Genomic DNA, 19,157 nt, shown 5'->3' with positions numbered 1-19,157 from the left:
AAGAGTTAAGCTTGCCTTTAACACATTCGCTGAAATGGCATTTCCTGTAGTCCAACGTCTCTGCTAAATCCTAGAAGCTGCACGTTACTGACGCCTGAGTTGCTTTGGTCACTCAATGGCTGGCCTCTATTATGTATCAGTCGGTAAGCGACTGGCGACTGATTTCTCATGGACTAAGTTTGGCAGGCTCACCATATCAGAAGCAACTTTGCCAGCTTCCTTTGAAGTACTTTCGACAGATATGCGTGTCTGGCCCAACCGGGGGTGCAGCTTACGAGCCAGAACCCACGTCCAAAGCAAACCTGCACCACCCGCGGCGAACACACCAGAGAGCGGTGCCACGAGAAGAACCAGCCAGGCGGCACCAGGTGTAATAATACCCGAAACATCGCGAAAACTCGCGTATATTGCTGACATCTCAGTTCGTTCGGAAGGTTTGACTGCGAGAAGGAACGGCAAACCAGCGGAAACATCGAGCAAGATCAGGAAAATCGAGCCCATCATTAAGAATGCGATTGTGACTTCAGGGATTCCGAATGGAACTCCAGCAAAAAGAAACAGCAGCCCGGACATGAGGAATCCGGTTCTGACTGCTGCGCGTACCGAACTGCGCTGCATGAAACGAAGCATCAGTGGGGTGCAAAACAGGGCGGCATTGGAAATCGATAAAGCAATCCCTCCAAGCTGGCTGCCTAGCCCGTTCTGAACCGCATAGATGGGCAGGTATACGACATAAATCCACCACCCACAGGAACGAACGACTGCGAATACCCATCCGGCAACCAATCGTGGTTGCGCAAAAAACCTCCCGAAATAGGCGAACGGATTTGCGGGAGCGCTTTGGCTTCTGGTGATGAGCCTGCCGTTTCCGAGGCGCATAACAAGAAAGATGAGCAGCATGACAATCGCCGCACCGGCTGCAATCAGGAACGGCGCAGGTTGCCACCGTTCGTACAATATCGCGCCAAGCGCAGGGCCTGCCGTCCAACCCAGCGCACTGTAGAAAAGCCGGGATGTCTCAAAACGTCCTAGTTCGATCTTAGCAACATGGTCGAGCACATAGGCGTTGAAGCACACAAATGTCGTCACAACGGCGAATGTCGTGAGTGCGAGCCCCGCAATAACGGCAGCAGGGGTCGCAACGGTCGTCACAACCGCACCCGCGACGTACGAAAGAGTGCCGAACACATAGACCAATCTCCTTGGGACAAACCGGATCAGGTAGGGAACCAGAAGACCGATCAAGAGTGAAACTGCGCCAATGGCGAAATAAATTTCGGATACAAATCGCGCATCCTTCAGCGCGTTGTACATCGCTACCGGAAAGACAGAGATCAAAATACCCCTGGCAATCGCCTCTGTACCCGCCAGAATGGCGAATCCCCGCACGCTGGGTGCTGGCGCATGGCGAAGCCATTCTGGTATTCGGCGTTCGTGCATGAGAAGTGCTCAATGGACTGGGAATCAGTCAAACCTGTTTCCTCATTTTTTCTCTCCTGGCAGCGACCCGATGTCGTTTTTGCTAATCGTGTAAGTTATAAAAATTCCATAACTGAATTTCGTTTTTTCTTTTTGGGAACCCGCTTCGCTGGCGTTCAATTTTCAACGCTGATTACAGCGAAGGGATTGCTTGAACTCGGGCTGGATTGGCCCAGTAGAATGGCCGCAAACCGGAAATCATTGCTCGACCGAAAAATCTACCGCTGCGGATGCAAGCACTTTCAGTATGAGCAATAGTCGTGGCTACAAAAGTCGGTTTTGTCCGCAAAGCGGTCAGTTAAAGTCGGGAGTGCGATACCCGCCCGATCCAGGTATGGATGAAAGCCTTTGTGGCGCGCGGTCAGAGTGGCCTGGCAAGGTCACCAATATCCCAGAAAAGACCGGCCATTGCCCGCAATGCATCACGCGACACCGACTTCAACACGTGTTCGTTTGGCGCGTGCTGTGAACAGCCACGATAGGAATGAGGCACCCAAATCGTTGGGAGGCCGAGCACATCGGAAAAGACCTCATTGGGCAGGGAACCGGCGAGATTTGGCAGAATATGTGGCCGCTTTCCAGACGTTTCTTCCAGCGAACGCGCGACAAACGACACCCAAGGATGCTCCGGCGATGTCCGCGTCGCATCGAAAAATCCGCGGTCGTGAGGTTTGATCTTAACGATCTGAAATCCTCTTGCATCAAGGTGGCGACGAAGGGCCGACAGGATACCGGCTTGATCGGTGCCAACAACGAAGCGGAGCTGACAGGCGGCCTTGGCATATCCCGAGATCGCGTTAACCGGCTCTTCGGGGACACCGCTTTTCATTGCGAGGATCGCAAAGCTGTTCCAGCCAAAGACCCGTTCGGCCGGTGTCAGACTTTCTTCGCCCCAGTCTTCGTCAATCTTCGGACCGCCATCTCCGCCTACCGGCAAATTGCGCAGGGTATGCCGGATGTCTTCGGTTAGGCTGGTCGGCCGCCACTCTGGTATTTGGATTTGGCCCCTCACATCGGTGATCGTCGAGAGGGCTTGCGCAAGGATCATCGCGGGGTCGGCAAGCAAACCGCCCCAGTTACCGGAATGATGCGCGCCGTCTCGAAGGTCAACGATGAGGTCGAACGAATTGCCGCCCCGTGCACCCATGAACATCGTCGGCGTGTCTGACTGAAGGCGTGGTCCGTCCGATGCGATCAGGACATCCGCGGCAAGGTTTTCTTTGTGCGTGGCGCAAAACTCCGACAGCCCCGGCGACCCCATCTCCTCACCCATTTCAATAAGGATTCGAATGTTGAAGCCGAGTGATCCACGAGCGTCGATGACGGAGCTCAACGCAGCCAAGTTGATGAGGTGTTGTCCCTTGTTGTCAGCGGTACCGCGTCCGAAGAGGCAATCGCCCTCATCCACAAGACGAAACGGGTAAAGCCCGTTGCGCCACTGATCGGTTTGGGCGCGGATCACGTCGCCATGCCCATAGGACAGGATCGTTGGGCCTGTGTCGTCCTCGATGCGTTCAGCGACAAGGATAGGACCTGCATCTGGCACAGGGTTCGGGTGTATTGCACAGGAGAACCCAAGACTGTGCAGGCGCGGAACGAGGGCTTCTTCAAGATAGCGCGGAAGTTCCGCCGCTTTCTCTGGTGTCTGGCTCTCCGTCTCATGGGCAACCAGTTCGCTAAGATCGGTTGCAAATCGACCGCTGTCAAAATATTCGGCGACGTTGTCTATGGCAGCAGCGCGGGTCATGTTCACTTTCCCTCAGACAGGTGGGCGCACGTCTGCAGGGATCGGACATGTGTACGGCGTTTCGCCCAGATGGTCTTGATGCGTCGCGCGCGCAGCATCGATGCGTGACGGGTCCTCAACCAGTCGACAGGCTGTCGCGGCCATTGCCTTTGCGGCGTAGATCATGCCTTTGTGCGCTGCGGGTGCCTTGCCTTGTGCAACTGTTTGCCAGGTATGAAATGGCGTTCCAATTGCGCAGGTCGCGACCCGAGCCTGAACCGTCGGAACAGCCCAACTCACATCCCCGACATCTGTTGAGCCTTCGCCACCATCGCTGTGGCGATCAAGAGGTGCGATGAAGTCGCAGAGTGCGAGATCCTTTCTGGGCTTAGCTCCGATCCGCTTGAAGGTCGTGTTGATGTCAGCCGTGGTCAATGTAGTCTGAATCTCACGGGCAAAGCTGAGGTCTGACTCGTCAAAGGCGACGGGTCCGAGTTTCTCTAGCTCGTGCTGCATGGTTTCTTCCAAAGGACGGTTTCCAAGCAGGTTTGAAACGCCGGAAAAGACCTGACTTGTGACCTGCGTTCCGGTCATCAGCGCCGCACCATCTGCAATCTTTCTGACACGCGTAACCAGATCGGCGAGGTCGGGTAGCGAACTGGCGCGGACGAGCTGGCGCACCGTGGCCTTGGCCTGCACCACGTTCGGCGCAACACCACCTGCATCGAGATAGGCGTAGTGCACCCGGGCGCTGTCGGGCATGTGCTCGCGCAGGTAATTTACACCGATGTTCATCAGTTCAACCGCATCAAGCGCCGACCTACCCAATTCCGGTGCACCCGCCGCATGGGCAGCTTTTCCATGAAAAGTGAAATCGATCCGGGTGTTTGCGAGCGATCTGGCCTCATTCACGCCTGTGAAGGTCGCTGGATGCCACGAGATGGCTGCGTCGACATCATCGAACAGTCCTTCACGCACCATGTATGTCTTGGCCGCGCCCCCTTCTTCAGCGGGGCAGCCATAGTATCGCACACGGCCCTTGATGCCGTTTTCGGCCAGCCATTCTTTCACCGCCGTCGCGGCCAAGAGTGCGGCGGCCCCCAACAGATTGTGACCACACCCATGCCCGTTGCCGCCCTCTTCAAGCGGCTGATGTTCAGCCACACCCGGCGCCTGGCTCAGATATGGCAGCGCATCGAACTCACCGAGGATGGCAATCACCGGACCCTCGTCTCCTGCTTCGCCAATCACGGCCGTAGGAATGCCAGCTGCGTTCTCTGTTATCTTGAACCCCTGAGCGCGTAACATCTGCACATGTTCGGCGACGGACTTGTACTCGGCATAAAGCGTCTCGGGCGTGTCAAAGACTCGATCTGACAAGGCGATAAAATCATCACGATGGCGGTCGACGTGGTCCCAGATCGGATCGGCGTTTTTCAAGGGGCTCTCCAGCTTCTCGTTCAAACGGTTTCGGCGTGTTCCAGCAGGCAAGCCGTTTCGCGCCCGCCGCGCCCCGCTTTCAGTTCAGGAACAGTGGTGCGGCACTCAGCGGTCGCCACGGGGCAACGCGGGTGGAAGGTACATCCAGATGGCGGATCTAGCGGCGACGGAATTTCCCCCTCAATCGGGGCAAAATCACGCCGGCGCTGATCAAGGCGCGGAGCCTCTGCAAGCAGCGCTTTCGTGTAGGGATGGCGCGGGTCCGAAAAAATTTCCTCAGTCGATGCGCTCTCGACAATGCGGCCCAGATACATGATCGCCACGCGGTCGGCGATGTGTTCGACGACGCTCAGGTCATGGCTGATGAACAGATAGGTCAGGCCCAGCTCTTCGCGCAGATCCATGAACAAGTTGATAACCTGCGCCTGGATCGACACGTCCAGCGCAGCGATGGCTTCGTCGCAGACAAGGAACTTCGGCTTCACGGCGAGCGCACGTGCAATTCCAATCCGTTGCCTCTGACCGCCGGAAAACTGATGCGCGTAACGCCGCTTGAGCGACGGGTCGAGGCCGACCTTGCGCATCACGTCGTCCACGTAATCCGCACTCTCTGCTTTGCTGACGATCCCATGCATACGCGGTGCTTCGCCGATGATATCTTCGACGCGCATTCGCGGATTTAGGCTGGCAAAGGGGTCCTGGAAGATCATCTGAATTGCGAGGGTCGCCGCGCGTTTGTCGGTGCCGTTCAACGTCGCAACATCTTTGCCTCCGTAGAACATTTGTCCGTCACTTGCAGGGTGAATGCCGGCAACAACACGTCCCAAAGTGGACTTGCCGCAGCCGGATTCGCCGACCAATCCCAGAACCTCACCCTTTTGAATCGACAGGTTCACGTTATCGACAGCATGGACCGTTTCTTCCCGGATGTTTGCGCCAAGTCGCTGTGCGATTTTCCCCGCGACGTCCAAACGTTTGGTGAAGCGCTTCGAAACGCCTCGGATTTCAACGAGCGGCTCAGTCAAAGCGTCGTCTCCTTGGTGCGTTGCGGATTGAAACAGCGAAGGCTGCGGCCATCCACGTCCTTAATCGGGGGGCGCTTGGAACACGCTGCCGTTAGGGCCTGACAACGCGGTCCAAAGGCGCATCCTTCAGGCAGGGCGAGCATGTTTGGCGTCATCCCTTCGATCTGGAACAAACGCTGCCCACGCCGGTTCGCCGTCGGAACCGATCCGAGAAGCCCGACCGTATAGGGATGCAACGGACGGTCGATAACATCGTCGATACCGCCTTGCTCAACGATCCGTCCTGCGTACATCACCGAAATCCGGTCCGCGAGCCCTGCCACAACGGCAAGGTCATGCGTGATCCAGATCATCGCAGTTCCCGTGCGTTTCGTCAGCTTCTGTGCCTCGTGGATGATCTGCGCCTGAATTGTCACGTCGAGCGCTGTCGTCGGCTCGTCGGCAATAATGAGGTCCGGCTGGTTCAAGAAGGCTGTCGCAATCGCCACGCGCTGCCGCATCCCACCGGAAAGCTGATGCGGATAGGCTTGCAATCGCTCTTCCGGCGATGGGATGCCAACCAAACCAAGCGCATCACGGCTTCTTTCCCAGGCGGTTTGGCGGCTTACGTTTTCATGGGCGAGAATGGCCTCGATCATCTGCGTATCGACGCGCAGGACCGGGTTGAGCGTCATCATCGGATCCTGAAAGATCATCGAGATTCGGTTGCCACGCAAGGTCTTGAGTCGCTCTTCCGGTGCGTTCGCGATCTCGTCACCATTAAAACGGATTGACCCATCGACGATGCGCCCGGGAGGTTCGATCAGCCCAAGGATGGAAAACCCGGTGATCGACTTGCCCGACCCGGACTCACCCACCAGACCCATTACCTCGCCCTTGGAGACGGTGAAATCCACACCATCTACGGCCTTGACCACACCCGCGTGCGTGAAGAAGTGGGTCTTCAGCCCGCTGACTTCGAGTACTTCAGTCATCTCTTCAACCTCGGGTTCAGAACATCGCGCAAATGGTCGCCAACAAGGTTGATGGACACCACCGTCATTAACAGCGCGACGCCGGGAAAAACGGAAATCCAGTAGCGTCCTGAAAGCATGTATTCGAATCCATTTGCGATCAGCACCCCGATCGACGGCTCAGTCTGTGGAAGTCCTACGCCAAGGAACGAAAGCGTCGCTTCCAATGAGATCGCACTGGCGGTTTGTACCGTGCCAACGACAATCAGAGGCGCCATGCAATTCGGGAGAATATGCCGAAAGACGATCCGCGAACGCGAAATGCCGAGACATTGTGCGGCTTCAACATATTCCTTTCCACGCTCGACAAGCGCGGTCGCGCGCACCGTGCGGGCGTAGTAGGCCCATTGCGCAATTACGAGGGCAAGAATGATCTTGTCGACACCCTTACCAAGTGCCGCAACCATCATCAGCGCAACCAGCGATGCCGGGAACGAAAGTTGAAGATCCACGATGCGCATAATGAACGCTTCGGTCCGGCCACCAGCGTAGGCCGCGACCAGACCGATCGCCATACCGATCAGAAGGGCAATCACTCCAGATGCAAGCCCAACGGTCAGAGAGATACGCAAACCATAGAGAATTGCCGAGTAGAGATCGCGCCCAGACCCGTCCGAGCCGAGCCACATTGTATATCCGTCGAAGGCTTCGGAACCTGGCGGCAAGCGCCCATCCATGACGCTGACCTGACCAAGATCGTAGGGGTTCTGCGGTGTGATCCAGGGTGCCAGGATGGCCAAAAGAACGATGATCAGGAATATGCCGAGCGCCGCTGTCGCGATCCTGCTTTCGAAGAACTCGGCCCGAAATCGCTGGAACGGCGTCTCGACCTTAGGGGATTTGGCGGTGGTCAGCGAATGATCTGTGACGGTGTCGGTCATGCGCCCTGATCCTGCAAACGAACCCTCGGATCGAGGATCGAGTAAAGTATGTCGACGATCAGATTGATCAGCACGAAGAACAGTACGATGATCATCAGATAGGCGACGACGACAGGCCGATCCAATTGCAGTATTGCGTCGATCAGCAGTTTGCCCATTCCCGGCCACGCGAAGATTGATTCAGTCACCACCGAGAACCCAATCAAACTGCCGAATTCGAGGCCCATGACGGTCACTACCGGGATCATAATGTTCTTCATTACATGCACCAGAATGATGCGTCGGGTCGAAAGCCCTTTGGCCCGGGCATATTTAACGTAATCCTGTCCCATCGCTTCCCTGACACCCGCTCGGGTGAGACGGATTGCCAGCGAAATCTTAAGAAGTGCCAGGTTGAGAGCAGGCAGGAAGATGTGGCTCAACCCATCGAGCGTAAAAAGGCTGCTGTGAATCCCAAGAAACGAGCCGATGTCGCCACGACCTGTCGCAGGGACCCATCTAAGTTCTACGGCAAACAGCATGATGAGCATTAGTCCGACCCAGAAGGTCGGCAGCGAGAAACCGAGAATCGAGCCAGCCATAACGCCTTTGGAAAGCGGGCTGTCGGGATAGAGCCCGGCATAAAGCCCCAATGGAATTCCGATCACGATGGCAAGAAAGAGTGCACTGAAGGCCAGTTCCATCGTGGCAGGCATATGGTGCAGGATCAGTTTGAGCGCGGGCTCACCGAAGACGAAGCTATCGCCGAGGTCACCCTGTGCCGCACCTTTGAGGAACAACCAGTACTGTTCCCAAATAGGCCGATCCAATCCAAGCCGTCGAATGGCCGCTTCGATGTCAGCCTGATCCGCGTCGGGGCTTACCAGCATGTAGACCGGGTCACCAACGATGTTGACGCCAAAAAAGACAATCACCGACATCAGGAAGACAACAAGCATTGCTTGCAGCAATCGGCGAATGACAAAAACGGTCATGAGGACATTCCCTGGGCAAAGGCTGCGGGCCGCTGCGAAGGCGGCCCGGATGCATTGCGGTTACTCTTTCACGACGCCTGTCGCGAGAGTGTATTCGTCGGTCCGAGGGATGTAGCTCAGACCTTTTTTGGCCGCCCAGGTGTTGACCTGGAAGTGCGTCGGAATGATCGCCACGTTCTCGATCGCGCGCTCTGTTGCCGCGGCGAGCAGTTCCTGCCGCTTTGCGTCATCGACTGTTCGCAGGGCTTCTTCGATCAACGCGTCGGTTTCAGCATCCGAGTGTCGGCCACGGTTTGATGATCCAAAGCCCGCATCCTTGTCATGGGTGTGGATCAGCGATTTGAGAGGCGAGGACGCTTCGCCGGACCCCGCGCCCCATCCGACGAGGATAAAGCTGAACTCCGGCAGACCCTCTGGGCTGCCTTTGGAAGCGCGCCCAAAGTATACCGAACGCGGCATGGTTTCGACGGCTGTCTTGATGCCAACACGGGTCAACATTTGCGCAATTGCCTCGGCAATTTTGGCGTCGTTGATGTAACGGTCATTCGGCCCATGGATTGTCATTTCAAATCCATCGGGATAACCGGCTTCAGCCAGAAGCGCTTTAGCACCGTCTGGATCATAGGCCACGACGTCCAAATTGTCAGACACGCCAAAGAACCCCTCGGGCAGAAGCTGACCGGCGGGCAGGGCAACCCCTTCCATGACACGCTCAACGATTGCATCGCGGTTGATCGCCATGCTGATCGCCTTACGGACGCGGACGTCCATGAGGGGGTTCTTGATATCGCCGCCACCGTTGGCCTTCACAAAGGGTGAATCCTCGCGGAATTGGTCCATGTGAAGATAGATCACTCGGTTGGACACGCCCTGGCTCAACTGAATACCGTCATTGCCCTGAAGTGTTGTGATATCGGTCGTTGGTACGCCCGATATCATGTCCACATCACCGGCAAGAAGCGATGCAACACGGCTCGGACCGGACGTGATTGGGCGGAATTCCACCTCGGACCAGATCGGTGCATCACCCCAGTAGTCGTCGTTCCGTACCAGCACGATGCTTTCACCCGGCGTGTAACTTTGGAACTTGAACGGCCCTGTGCCGATGGTGGCCGTACCCGCGTTGAAGTCTTCCGTCGTTGCTTCGCAGCCCACTTCTGAGATCACAGGGATCGTGGAAATGTCGTTGCCCATTAACGGATAAGGTGCGGCCGTTTTGAAATGCACCGTGTAGTCATCGATTTTGACGACTTCCTTACCCTTGAGATAAGTGCCGTATCCCGATGGAGAGTTCGGTACGTCCGGCGCGCGCGCCATGGTGCAGACTACATCGTCTGCCGTAAAGTCACTTCCGTCGTGAAACTTTACGCCCTCACGCAGCTTGAACTCCCAAGTCAATTCATCAATCGGCTCCCATGACACGGCAAGACCCGGCGATAGGCGCTGCTTCTCATCCTGCGCGATCAGCCGGTCAAAGATGTGCACGGACATCGCGTTGTTCGGACCCAGGTTGTGAAAATGCGGATCGAGTGACGTCGGCTCCGAAGCGAGGCCGATCGTTAGTTTTTCGGCCGAAACAGCACTGGCGCCGAAAGCCAAAATGCTGAGAGCGACGGCTGTCGCAGATGTGAGTTTCCTCATCAAAAAGACTCCCTGTTTGTTTGGCGCTTGTGAATGGGCGAATCTTTGGCCGATCCCGCGCCCTATTAAAAAAGGCTAGCTACCGCAAAAATCATTGCCAATACTTATTGCTATGCGTCTTTGCATAGACCAATCCAAGAGTTTGGATGTTCAGCCGCTTGTACCGGGGGAGTAATGTAGCATGACAGAACACAGACACAGACTGCGCGAGTTCGAGTCGCTAAGAGCCGTGATCACGACTGGGACAACCATCGGCGCCGCGCGGCGTCTCGGGATTTCGCAGTCTGCCGTGAGCCGGTCCTTATCACAACTCGAGGCCCGTGTTGGGCGATCGCTCTTTCTCCGGCGATCGGGACGTATCGACCCAACAGACGAAGCCTTGCGTCTCAACGAAAAACTGGACCCAATTTTCGAGACGCTGGCGGACGTTGAGGGCGCAGAATGGGCTACTCCGGATAACGAGCCGTTACGCCTGATCGTGCCGCCGACTCTGGCACATCACTTTGTCATCTCCAGGGTGGCCAGTTTTCTCAAGAAGAATGAAGGAAAGCAGCTTCAATTGGATATTCAGGCCACGGACGTGCTGGTCGCCGGCATTCTCGACCTCCGCTATGATCTTGGTTTGACGAGTGCGATGATCCAAAGAACTGGTGTTCATCTCATGCCTTGGCGCCGCAGTCAGGTGGTCTGCGCCATGCCGAGCAACCATCCGCTATCGGAAAAACGAGTGGTGACGCCGCACGACCTTGAAGGCGTCGCGCTGATCGAGTTTCTGCGAAGGCTGGGGACGCGAGCGATCACAGAAAAGATCTTTGCGCGCGCTGGAATTCGGCCGAAACAAGTCGCAGAAACGGCAACGAACATGGCCGCACTGGAGCTCGTCCGCGAGGGTTTGGGCGTGACGCTGATCAATCCCTTCCCGTTGTTGTCGTCAGGGATGGAAGGTGTCGTCGTCAGGCCATTTGACGCCGCCATTTTTTATGACACGAGCTTTGTACTTCCATCAGGCAGGCCACCTTCTCAGCTTGCCCGCCAGTTCATGCAATTTGTCAAGTTGACGACGCCGCAGGACAAATACTCAGAGCCCGTCTAGCGCAGCATCTTAGCCGACCACGAGGTGTCGACGTCCATCGGAAAGTTCGGTCGTGGCAAATTCGCAAACGGCCAGCGGTCGTGAACTGGCGACGTAAGCCCGCCCGTGTCGACCTCAAATACCTGGTTTGGCCCAAACCAGTTGGAAAACCCGGCCCGAAAGTGGCCTCTGGATTTCACAACAACAGTCCGGGCAGACGCAATATCCAGCCCGAACATATGAAAGAACACGGGGTCGGCAGTCTGTGTGCGATCGGTGATCACCACCACGGTGATACCACCAATACGAAGCGCAGCGGATGGCCCTAGGGCCAATCTCCGACCTGCCGTCATGCCCAGTTCACCTACCACATCTCCATTATGGAGACCCAAGACCTCTGCATCCGCCTCAAAAGGCACATCCCATTGCGCCCAGAAAGCGCTGGAATCGGAAGACCGGTTGAATCGTGCCCTGAATTTGCCGCCGACACCGATGCCATGGGCTTCGTTCGCAAGTTCCGGATCACAAAAGGAACCGAATAGGCATACTTCGACTTTTGCCGCATGAAGAGCGGCTAACAGTTCCGTCGTCCTGCCACTGCCGCCGCCACCAGGATTGTCACCGGCATCGGAGAAAATCACAGGCGTGCGCGCTTGGTCAGCGGAAATTGAGATCGCTTCCGTCACGGATGTCAGTTTCCGAACGAAATCCTTCCTCAATGACCAGGCCATGTCTGCCAATTCTTCCGCCAGTGCATTGGCCGCCTTCTGGTCCTCACGCGCGGTGACAACGATGCTCAGACCGTTGTCGGGCGTGTCGGAGAAAAGGAAATTACCGAAGATCGATACGTTTAGAATCTCACCTCGACCTTCGGCTTGTCGTCGCTGACCATGGTCGATCAGCGTGCCATACGGGTGCTCGGCACTTAGCAGGGTCACGGATGCCGGAACAAGAGGCAGTTTGACATGCGCGGTTTGGGGCCGGACGCCCGACGCCAAAACCCGGCGCAGCGAAAAGGCGGCTTCCTCGCCACGTTCTATCTGATCGACGTGAGGATTGGTCCGATAGCCGACGATCAGGTCACAGGCATCGACCATCCGTTGTGAGATATTTGCATGCAGATCGAGTGTCGCAATGACAGGTATGTCCGGTCCTACAACTCCCCGAATGTGTGACATCAACAAACCGTCAGGGTCGTGGTCATGCTCGGCAACCATCGCGCCGTGGTTGCAGATGTAGACTGCGTCAACAGGGCCAGCTGAGCGCAGCATGTCTTCCGAAGTCGCTATGACCTCTTCGATTACAGATTTTCGTACTGGACCCGCCGGGTGGCTGGCTGCCAAGATACAGGGTACCGGCGTCCAGTCGCCCGTAGCATCCATCGCCCTGACAAAGGCTGCAAATTCTATTGCCAGCTTTGGTGTCGCGGATCTCGCTTCAGACATCAAAGCATCGCCTGAAAGCCATGTCAGAGACTTAAAGTCCGACAAATCAGCCGGCGGTGCAAAACGATTTGACTCGAGAATCGCGCCAAGGAGGGCGATCTTTGGAACCTTCATGCGAGAGGCCTTTGGAAATGCAACACAATGCGAGGAAACATGAGTAGGTGATTTCAATCAAGGTATCATGCGTCTTCTCTTTTCTAGGAAAACCCCTGCCGCCCTGCGTCTTTCCTATAACGCGACGCGCAAACGATCAGTGCCACCCGTTATGCTGACAGAAGTTTCCGGAGAATTCGTAAAGATTGTTTGGGCCGATGACCCAGACGTTCACCTCATGCGCGGCGCACCGGATCGCCCACCCGCCCGGTTCAATCGCCGGGGGCAGGACGCTTTGTATCTGAGCCCTGATGTCGAAAGCGCAAAAGTCGCTATTGGTCAGGACGTCAGGAAGGATGATCGCCCGCGGGTTGTGTTGACTTTCGAGGTGGAACGATGCGCGTTGTTCGATTTGCGCAGCCCCGAAGCCGCAGATATCTATGCGCTTGCCAGTCAACCCTGGCGCAAACTCGTAGCTGCCGGTAGGGATCCGTCCTCATGGTTCGCTGCTGATCGGATCAGAGCAGACGGGCATATCGGATTGATTGATCCCTCACGAAGGCGCCCGGGCCTTTGGCACATCACTCTTTTTCGATGGAACGAGGCGAGCGCACCTGGCGTATTTCGGCGTAGTGAAGTGAAACCGGTTACCGTCCTGCTGGACTATCGATGACTTTTCGCTTTGCTTTTTCCTGTCGCAGCGAATGGCGGCTTTGCGGATTGCGACCGCAGTAATGCTAAAGGCTGCTGATAATCCGTTAAGGGCCTATTTTGTTGAAAAACTCCTGTTTTGCGCGGTTCCGAGTGAAAAATTGCCCGTACAGGCCCGGAAGAATTTTTCAGCTGAGGGGTCGGCCAACATCTGATGCTGGCGGCCAGCGGCCGTCTCAAAGCCCGCCAATGATGGTGGCAGTGGACTTTCTCGATTGGTCGCCGTTTCGCGAAAATCGCCGCTTTCTGTATTTTGGAGTTTTTCAACAGTATCGGCCGTTTGTTGACGTTGAGGCTTGCGACCCGACTGTCTTGTTCGTCCGCAACTCGGTCATAGCCGCATTTTTCGCCAATGTCTGCTCTGGGTCAAAGCTGCCGTTGAGACCGGTATCAGATCGTGAAGGCCGCAGTTGAGGCCGAGGGTTACCAGCGCAAACGTGCTGATGACTTTTGGGTCAACCACAATATCATTCAAGACATCCCAGAGCTAATTTGCACTTCTTCAGTCGCAATTTGCGATTTGTCGGACAAGAATCCGAACGTGTTTTATGAGGCTGGTATTGCCCACACGTTGGGCAAAGAGGTTATTCTAATTACGCAATCCATGAACGATGTCCCGTTTGACCTTCGCTCACTGAGGTGCATCACCTACCTGAACAACCAAGAGGGATTCGACAAACTTGCATCTGAATTGTTGGCCAGACTCCATTTTTTTGGCCTGATACACAAATCCATGGTGGCGACTCGGTGGCGATTCACACGCACAAAACACTAGATTTCTCAGACGCCCAAGGGCAATCACTTGAAATATTTAAGAAAAGTGGCGGACCGAGGAGGATTCGAACCCCCGACCCCTTGATTCGTAGTCAAGTACTCTATCCAGCTGAGCTATCGGTCCGCGTTGGTGAGGCGCTATGTAGACCCGGTGTTCGGGACGTGCAAGCCGATTCTTCAAAAATATTTCAAAAAGTACCGCCACCCCGAGGAAGCCTTATTTCAAACGTCGTCCCGTCGGGGCCAGTTTCGGCAAGAACAAGATCCCCGCCATGTCCGCGCACCAGTTCCTGCGAGATGGCAAGCCCAAGACCAGAGCCGCCTTTGCGCACCCCTCCTTGAAACGGAGTGAACAGGTTCTCACGCGCTTTCGGCGGCAGACCGGGGCCTGTGTCCTTAACCTCGAGGTACCAATTGGCCTCGTTCTCATAGCCGGAAATCGTGATGTTTCCGGGCTTCCCGGACGAGACCAGCGCCTGACGTGCGTTGCGGACAAGGTTCATGATGACGCGGAACATTTGTTCAGGATCGGCACGTGCCACAAGATCCTCGGGCACCGCGTTGCGGATTTCCACACAGCCCCCTGCAACGGACAAAAGTTCACTGGACACAACGTCATCAGCCACGTCACGCAATGGCACCATCGTCAGCGTTGGGGCGGGCTCTTCCGCGCGGCCAAAGGCCAATGTGCTCTCGCACAGAGAAACCGCGCGGGTGATCGAGTTCACCAGTTTCGGCGCCATGCGCCGCACCAGCGGATCATCGCTTGCCTCGATCCGGTCTGTAAAAAGCTGCGCCGACGTGAGGATGTTGCGCAAGTCATGGCTGACCTTGGCCACGGCACCCCCCAGTTGCGCCAGACGCTCACGCTGTTTCAAGGCTTGCGTCAGTTCCTTCTGCAACTGCTCCAGAGCTTCCTCTGCCTCACGCAGTTCGGTGATTTTCGAGTTGGGAGAGATGATGCCCCGCGCGTCCTCGGGCGCACCGGCATAGCGCTGCATATAACCCACAACGCTTTTGATCGGTTTGACCAGAACCACCCGCACGGCCAGAAACAGGAAAAACGCCGTGATGATCGAGATGACAAAGGACAGCCCCAGAATACGCAGCCCGTAATCGGTCATCGCCATGCGCAGCGGCTCGCTGTCCGTTGTGACTTCGATCAGCAGACCCGCGCCTTTCACCGGCTCTCCGATCACGCGGATCACTTCGTTTTCCGGGGTAAACAGCCGGGCCACAGCGTCGCGGATCAGAACCCACGGGGTCGCGTCACGCAGGTCGTAGGTGTTTGTGATCTGATCAGGAATGGGAGAGGACAGCATCAACTGCCGCACCTCATCGCGCCGCAGCACCACGTTATAGACGCCTGCATTGGCCAGCAGCTCGGCCTCGAGATCATCGGCCAGCATGTCATCGGCCAGCAGCGCCAGGGATGCAATCTGAGCACGCTCAAGGCGGTTCAGCAGGAAATCCTCGCGGAACCGCGCGATCGACGGGACAAAGATCAAAATCTCGGCCAACATGACGAAGACCGTGGTCAGGATCAGAAATCGGCCTGACAGAGAATTCAACCTGCTCTCCCTTTCTGGTCAGGGCAGCCAGCGCTGCACGAACCGGACCACCCGTTTAACCGTTTGATTCTCAAACAGCCTTGGCGAGAAATAGGCACCCGCCACGCGTTTGTTAAGCTCTCCGATCGTCGGATAGGGCGAAACCATCGCAGCAACCTGCCCCATCTTGAGGTTATTGGCCAAAGCCAGCGACCACAAGTTGATCAATTCCCCCGCCTGATGCCCCACGATTGTAGCGCCCACCGGACGGCCTTTTACGACCATGACCTTAATGAAGCCTTTCGTCTTGCGCTCGGAAATGGCGCGGTCGTTGTGGTGATAGTCGGACCGGGCAATTTCAACATTGCCCCCATGCCGGGCGTGGGCTTGCGCCTCGGTCAGTCCGACCTGCGCCAGCTCAGGATCCGTATAGGTGGCCCATGGGATATGCGCGGTTTTCGCCTTTGAGGGCAGACCGAACAGGGCTGACCGGATGATGATGCCCGCGTGATATCCGGCCACGTGGGTGAATTGCATCCCGCCTGCAACGTCTCCGATGGCATAGACCTTTTTGTTGGTGGTGCGTAATGCGTCGTCGACCTTGATGCCCGTCCGCGTGGGTTCGATCCCCGCCGCCTCAAGGTTCAGCCGGTCCGTATTGGCCTTGCGCCCCGCGGCCAACAACAGGTGCGAGCCCGAGAATATCTGGCCTGTCTCGGTCACAACCTCGACCTTGCCCTCTGTGCCGCGAATCTGCGCCACCATCGCCTGTTCATGAATTTCGACGCCTTCAGCCCGCAACGTATCCAGAACGATGGCTGCTGCCTCGGGGTCGTCCTTGCCCAGCGCCTGCATCCCCTCGATCACGGTGACTTTGCAGCCCAGACGGATATGGGCCTGCGCCATCTCCATCCCGATAGGGCCACCGCCGATGATCAGCAGATGCTCGGGCTTTTCGCGCAGGTCAAAGATGGTCTCGTTGGTGAAATACGGCACCTGATCCAAACCGGGGATCGGCGGCACTAAAGGCGACGAGCCGGTCGCAATCACCACCCGCCGCGCGGTGACCAGGTGGTCGCCCGCCTGCACCTGCGTGGGCGAGACGAACTGACCATATTCGCGGATCACCTTGACACCAAACCCCTCGAACCGCTCCTGACTGTCCATCGGTTCGATCTGTGCGATCACATCCTGCACGTGATCCTTGGCGGCAGCATAGTCCACCTGCGGCACCACATCGGCCACGCCCAGCGCCGAGGCATGCGCATGCCCATAAGCCGCCTTGCCGCTGGCGATCAGCGCCTTGGATGGAACGCAGCCAAAGTTCAGGCAATCGCCGCCCATCTTGTGACCCTCCAGCAAGATGACGTCTGCACCCATCTGGCTGGCACCGGCGGCCACGGACAGGCCACCTGACCCGGCACCAATCACCAGGATATCTGTCTTCAGGTCTTGCATGAGGTCAGGCGTCCTTCTTACCGCGTACCGCTTTGATAACTATCGGCAAAGCCGCCAGCACGCACAAGCCGATGATCGGACCAATCACAAAAGGCTCCCACAACAGCGACACATCCGGCGTCTCACCCCGGTCGAACACGCCGCCCAGACCTACGCCGATCCAAGTGTAGACGATGCCGCCGGGAATGATGCCCAGCGCGGTGGTGATCAGAAAGTTACGGAATTTCACGCCCACCAGCGCAGGCACCAGATTGGCCACGAAAAACGGCACCACCGGCACAAGGCGCAGCAGGAAAAGGACCGAGATTTCATTCTCGCGCAGCCCATCTTTCAGCTTTTTGACGGTGCCCTCGGACGATTCCAGTTTGGCGGTCAGGGATTCGCCCAACCCCCAGCGCGCCGCCAGAAAGATTGCGCAGGCGCCGATGGTCGCGGCAAAGACGTTGAAAACCGTGCCTGCAAATAGGCCGAACAGGAACCCGCCTGTCATCGAGGCCACCGCCGCTCCGGGCAATGAAAAGGCAACGATCACGATATAGATCGCGACAAACGCCCCTGCCATGGCCCAATAATGAGTGTCGCGCCATGCCAGCAGCGCTTCGCGGTTGTCCCGCAAAGTTTCAAAGGTCAGGTAGTCGCCCAGCGTGAAAAACCCCACCGTCGCCACAGCGAGAATCACCAGCAAAGGAATATGCCGCGTAAGCCCAGTGCGCGGGGCCTGAGTTGTGTCGCTCATGAGGCTGTCCGGTTTTGTGCGTTTCATTCTGCCCTCAACATGCGACGTCTGGCGGTTCAACAACAGGGACCTCACGCTGCGTTGATGTTTACGGCGGGGAATGTGAGGGTTTGAGGCGGCAAAACCCCCAAATTGAAACCTTTTGACGTGCGCGGTTACAGAATTGTTGCAAAAGGCATGAAAACCCCCACCTAGGGGTTTGACTTACCCCCCGCTACCCAGTAGAGGACGGGCTTCGAACACTAGGGCCAGGCGAATCCGCGCCGCACCCGACCGCTATAGATTGGAGACGGAGCGATGAAACGCACCTATCAGCCTTCGAACCTGGTTCGCAAACGCCGCCACGGTTTCCGCGCGCGCATGGCTACCAAAGCCGGCCGCAAAATCCTGAATGCACGTCGCGCACGCGGCCGCAAATCGCTGAGCGCATAAACCGCTCACCGATCAGGTTATGAACATGACGCCGCCGGAGGCCCCTGAGGATGGTGATAACCAACCGAGGGTAAAGCCCCCGGCGGCGTCCGTTTGCGCGCCTGAAACTCTTATCATCCTCAAAAAGCGGTCCGATTTCCTGAAAGCCGCCCGTGCGCGCCGGCAGGGAACGCCGTCGATGATGGTTCAGGCCCGAAAGCGCGCTGATGATGAGGCGGACGGAATTCGCGTCGGCTTCACTTGCTCCAAAAAAGTTGGCAATGCCGTGGCCCGCAACCGCGCCAAGCGCAGACTGCGCGAGGCGGCGCGCACGGTACTGCTGGCCAGTGGAAAAAACGGTTGGGACTACGTCCTTATCGGTCGCGCCGAGGTCACAGCCGAACGGCCCTATGATGCGCTGTTGGGTGATTTGCGATACGCGCTGCGCAAAATTCACAGCGCCAAGACGTGACACTTTTTTCCCATATCCTCGCCCTGCCCATCCGGATCTATCGGTTGGTTTTCAGCCCTTGGGTCGGTTTTAACTGCCGGTATCAACCGACCTGCTCGGCCTATGCCCTCGAAGCGTTGGAAAAGCACGGCCCGGTCAAGGGGACATGGCTGACCGTTCGGCGCATCGGTCGCTGCCACCCCTGGGGCGGAGACGGTTATGACCCCGTGCCGGAGTGTTCAGACTGTGAACGCTCAACGCGCGACCCGCAGTAACA

The 19,157-nt window shown here is 57.0% G+C and carries 18 protein-coding genes and 1 tRNA gene; 6 read left to right on the top strand and 13 right to left on the bottom strand.

What is annotated here, in order from left to right:
- Positions 1-129: 129 nt before the first annotated feature.
- A complete protein-coding gene (locus ACR0MS_RS12940; RefSeq protein ID WP_170645099.1) occupies positions 130-1,440 on the bottom strand; it encodes an MFS transporter in 1,311 nt (436 codons plus the stop codon).
- Between the two features lie 12 nt (positions 1,441-1,452).
- On the opposite strand from ACR0MS_RS12940, the gene ACR0MS_RS12935 reads away from it, so the two are divergent.
- Positions 1,453-1,737, top strand: a complete 285-nt coding sequence (locus ACR0MS_RS12935; RefSeq protein WP_170645100.1) for a hypothetical protein — start codon at positions 1,453-1,455, stop codon at positions 1,735-1,737.
- 103 nt (positions 1,738-1,840) lie between these two features.
- On the opposite strand, the gene ACR0MS_RS12930 is transcribed toward ACR0MS_RS12935, so the two are convergent.
- From ACR0MS_RS12930 to ACR0MS_RS12900, 7 genes are read right to left on the bottom strand one after another with little or no spacing between them, the layout of a single operon-like run.
- Entirely contained in the window at positions 1,841-3,226 is a 1,386-nt protein-coding gene (locus tag ACR0MS_RS12930; RefSeq protein WP_170555235.1) for a M20 family metallopeptidase, read from the bottom strand.
- Between the two features lie 12 nt (positions 3,227-3,238).
- Positions 3,239-4,645 (bottom strand): amidohydrolase, encoded by a 1,407-nt coding sequence (locus ACR0MS_RS12925; protein ID WP_480573371.1) that lies wholly within the window; start codon positions 4,643-4,645, stop codon positions 3,239-3,241.
- A gap of 20 nt (positions 4,646-4,665) precedes the next feature.
- Entirely contained in the window at positions 4,666-5,670 is a 1,005-nt protein-coding gene (locus ACR0MS_RS12920) for an ABC transporter ATP-binding protein (protein WP_480573368.1), read from the bottom strand.
- The gene (locus ACR0MS_RS12915; protein WP_170387152.1) at positions 5,667-6,644 is read right to left on the bottom strand and encodes an ABC transporter ATP-binding protein; all 978 of its coding nucleotides are present in this window, start codon (positions 6,642-6,644) and stop codon (positions 5,667-5,669) included. Before ACR0MS_RS12915 ends, ACR0MS_RS12920 begins: the two co-directional genes overlap by 4 nt.
- Positions 6,641-7,564 carry an ABC transporter permease gene (locus tag ACR0MS_RS12910; protein WP_170387150.1) on the bottom strand — a complete coding sequence of 308 codons (924 nt, stop codon included), beginning with the start codon at positions 7,562-7,564 and terminating at the stop codon, positions 6,641-6,643. Before ACR0MS_RS12910 ends, ACR0MS_RS12915 begins: the two co-directional genes overlap by 4 nt.
- The gene (locus ACR0MS_RS12905) at positions 7,561-8,538 is read right to left on the bottom strand and encodes an ABC transporter permease (RefSeq protein WP_170482633.1); all 978 of its coding nucleotides are present in this window, start codon (positions 8,536-8,538) and stop codon (positions 7,561-7,563) included. Before ACR0MS_RS12905 ends, ACR0MS_RS12910 begins: the two co-directional genes overlap by 4 nt.
- A 60-nt stretch (positions 8,539-8,598) precedes the next feature.
- Complete coding sequence (locus tag ACR0MS_RS12900) at positions 8,599-10,179, bottom strand: ABC transporter substrate-binding protein (RefSeq protein ID WP_480573365.1); 1,581 nt, start codon at positions 10,177-10,179, stop codon at positions 8,599-8,601.
- A gap of 181 nt (positions 10,180-10,360) precedes the next feature.
- Here ACR0MS_RS12900 and ACR0MS_RS12895 point away from each other — a divergent pair, with 181 nt between their 5' ends.
- Positions 10,361-11,272 (top strand): LysR family transcriptional regulator, encoded by a 912-nt coding sequence (locus tag ACR0MS_RS12895; protein WP_480573361.1) that lies wholly within the window; start codon positions 10,361-10,363, stop codon positions 11,270-11,272.
- Here ACR0MS_RS12895 and ACR0MS_RS12890 read toward each other — a convergent pair.
- Complete coding sequence (locus ACR0MS_RS12890; protein WP_170387143.1) at positions 11,269-12,810, bottom strand: M81 family metallopeptidase; 1,542 nt, start codon at positions 12,808-12,810, stop codon at positions 11,269-11,271. The two genes, ACR0MS_RS12895 and ACR0MS_RS12890, sit on opposite strands and share 4 nt — an antisense overlap.
- 67 nt (positions 12,811-12,877) lie before the next feature.
- Here ACR0MS_RS12890 and ACR0MS_RS12885 point away from each other — a divergent pair, with 67 nt between their 5' ends.
- Positions 12,878-13,462: an RES family NAD+ phosphorylase gene (locus ACR0MS_RS12885; RefSeq protein ID WP_170387141.1), complete on the top strand. Its 585-nt coding sequence runs from the start codon at positions 12,878-12,880 to the stop codon at positions 13,460-13,462.
- An 859-nt stretch (positions 13,463-14,321) separates the two neighbouring features.
- Here ACR0MS_RS12885 and ACR0MS_RS12880 read toward each other — a convergent pair.
- The 4 genes from ACR0MS_RS12880 to ACR0MS_RS12865 all read right to left on the bottom strand — a co-directional run bounded on the left by ACR0MS_RS12880 (position 14,322) and on the right by ACR0MS_RS12865 (position 18,018).
- A tRNA-Arg gene (locus ACR0MS_RS12880) sits at positions 14,322-14,398 on the bottom strand.
- A 64-nt stretch (positions 14,399-14,462) separates the two neighbouring features.
- The gene (locus tag ACR0MS_RS12875; RefSeq protein WP_480573358.1) at positions 14,463-15,845 is read right to left on the bottom strand and encodes a sensor histidine kinase; all 1,383 of its coding nucleotides are present in this window, start codon (positions 15,843-15,845) and stop codon (positions 14,463-14,465) included.
- An 18-nt stretch (positions 15,846-15,863) separates the two neighbouring features.
- A complete protein-coding gene (locus ACR0MS_RS12870; RefSeq protein WP_480573355.1) occupies positions 15,864-17,282 on the bottom strand; it encodes a dihydrolipoyl dehydrogenase family protein in 1,419 nt (472 codons plus the stop codon).
- Between the two features lie 4 nt (positions 17,283-17,286).
- Positions 17,287-18,018: a TVP38/TMEM64 family protein gene (locus tag ACR0MS_RS12865; RefSeq protein WP_480573786.1), complete on the bottom strand. Its 732-nt coding sequence runs from the start codon at positions 18,016-18,018 to the stop codon at positions 17,287-17,289.
- A 297-nt stretch (positions 18,019-18,315) separates the two neighbouring features.
- On the opposite strand from ACR0MS_RS12865, the gene rpmH reads away from it, so the two are divergent.
- The 3 genes from rpmH to yidD are packed head-to-tail and all read left to right on the top strand — an operon-like array spanning position 18,316 to position 19,155.
- Positions 18,316-18,450: a 50S ribosomal protein L34 gene (rpmH, locus tag ACR0MS_RS12860; RefSeq protein WP_005980833.1), complete on the top strand. Its 135-nt coding sequence runs from the start codon at positions 18,316-18,318 to the stop codon at positions 18,448-18,450.
- Positions 18,451-18,475: 25 nt separating this feature from the next.
- A complete protein-coding gene (gene rnpA, locus ACR0MS_RS12855) occupies positions 18,476-18,901 on the top strand; it encodes a ribonuclease P protein component (protein ID WP_480573352.1) in 426 nt (141 codons plus the stop codon).
- Positions 18,898-19,155 (top strand): membrane protein insertion efficiency factor YidD, encoded by a 258-nt coding sequence (yidD, locus tag ACR0MS_RS12850; protein ID WP_480573349.1) that lies wholly within the window; start codon positions 18,898-18,900, stop codon positions 19,153-19,155. The genes rnpA and yidD overlap by 4 nt, the downstream gene beginning before the upstream one ends.
- The last annotated feature ends 2 nt before the right edge of the window (positions 19,156-19,157 follow it).

The sequence above is a fragment of the Ruegeria sp. CJ2 genome, from assembly GCF_056536745.1.
The sequence above is the reverse complement of the archived record's forward strand: the minus strand, read 5'-3'. Positions and strand labels throughout refer to the sequence as shown.

Bases quoted from the DNA above. Each gene is read 5' to 3' on its own strand.
- ACR0MS_RS12940 (WP_170645099.1), bottom strand. From the start codon at position 1,440: ATGCACGAACGCCGAATACCAGAATGGCTTCGCCATGCGCCAGCACCC.
- ACR0MS_RS12935 (WP_170645100.1), top strand. From the start codon at position 1,453: ATGGACTGGGAATCAGTCAAACCTGTTTCCTCATTTTTTCTCTCCTGG.
- ACR0MS_RS12930 (WP_170555235.1), bottom strand. From the start codon at position 3,226: ATGACCCGCGCTGCTGCCATAGACAACGTCGCCGAATATTTTGACAGC.
- ACR0MS_RS12915 (WP_170387152.1), bottom strand. From the start codon at position 6,644: ATGACTGAAGTACTCGAAGTCAGCGGGCTGAAGACCCACTTCTTCACG.
- ACR0MS_RS12910 (WP_170387150.1), bottom strand. From the start codon at position 7,564: ATGACCGACACCGTCACAGATCATTCGCTGACCACCGCCAAATCCCCT.
- ACR0MS_RS12905 (WP_170482633.1), bottom strand. From the start codon at position 8,538: ATGACCGTTTTTGTCATTCGCCGATTGCTGCAAGCAATGCTTGTTGTC.
- ACR0MS_RS12900 (WP_480573365.1), bottom strand. From the start codon at position 10,179: ATGAGGAAACTCACATCTGCGACAGCCGTCGCTCTCAGCATTTTGGCT.
- ACR0MS_RS12895 (WP_480573361.1), top strand. From the start codon at position 10,361: ATGACAGAACACAGACACAGACTGCGCGAGTTCGAGTCGCTAAGAGCC.
- ACR0MS_RS12890 (WP_170387143.1), bottom strand. From the start codon at position 12,810: ATGAAGGTTCCAAAGATCGCCCTCCTTGGCGCGATTCTCGAGTCAAAT.
- ACR0MS_RS12885 (WP_170387141.1), top strand. From the start codon at position 12,878: ATGCGTCTTCTCTTTTCTAGGAAAACCCCTGCCGCCCTGCGTCTTTCC.
- ACR0MS_RS12870 (WP_480573355.1), bottom strand. From the start codon at position 17,282: ATGCAAGACCTGAAGACAGATATCCTGGTGATTGGTGCCGGGTCAGGT.
- ACR0MS_RS12865 (WP_480573786.1), bottom strand. From the start codon at position 18,018: ATGAGCGACACAACTCAGGCCCCGCGCACTGGGCTTACGCGGCATATT.
- rpmH (WP_005980833.1), top strand. From the start codon at position 18,316: ATGAAACGCACCTATCAGCCTTCGAACCTGGTTCGCAAACGCCGCCAC.
- rnpA (WP_480573352.1), top strand. From the start codon at position 18,476: ATGACGCCGCCGGAGGCCCCTGAGGATGGTGATAACCAACCGAGGGTA.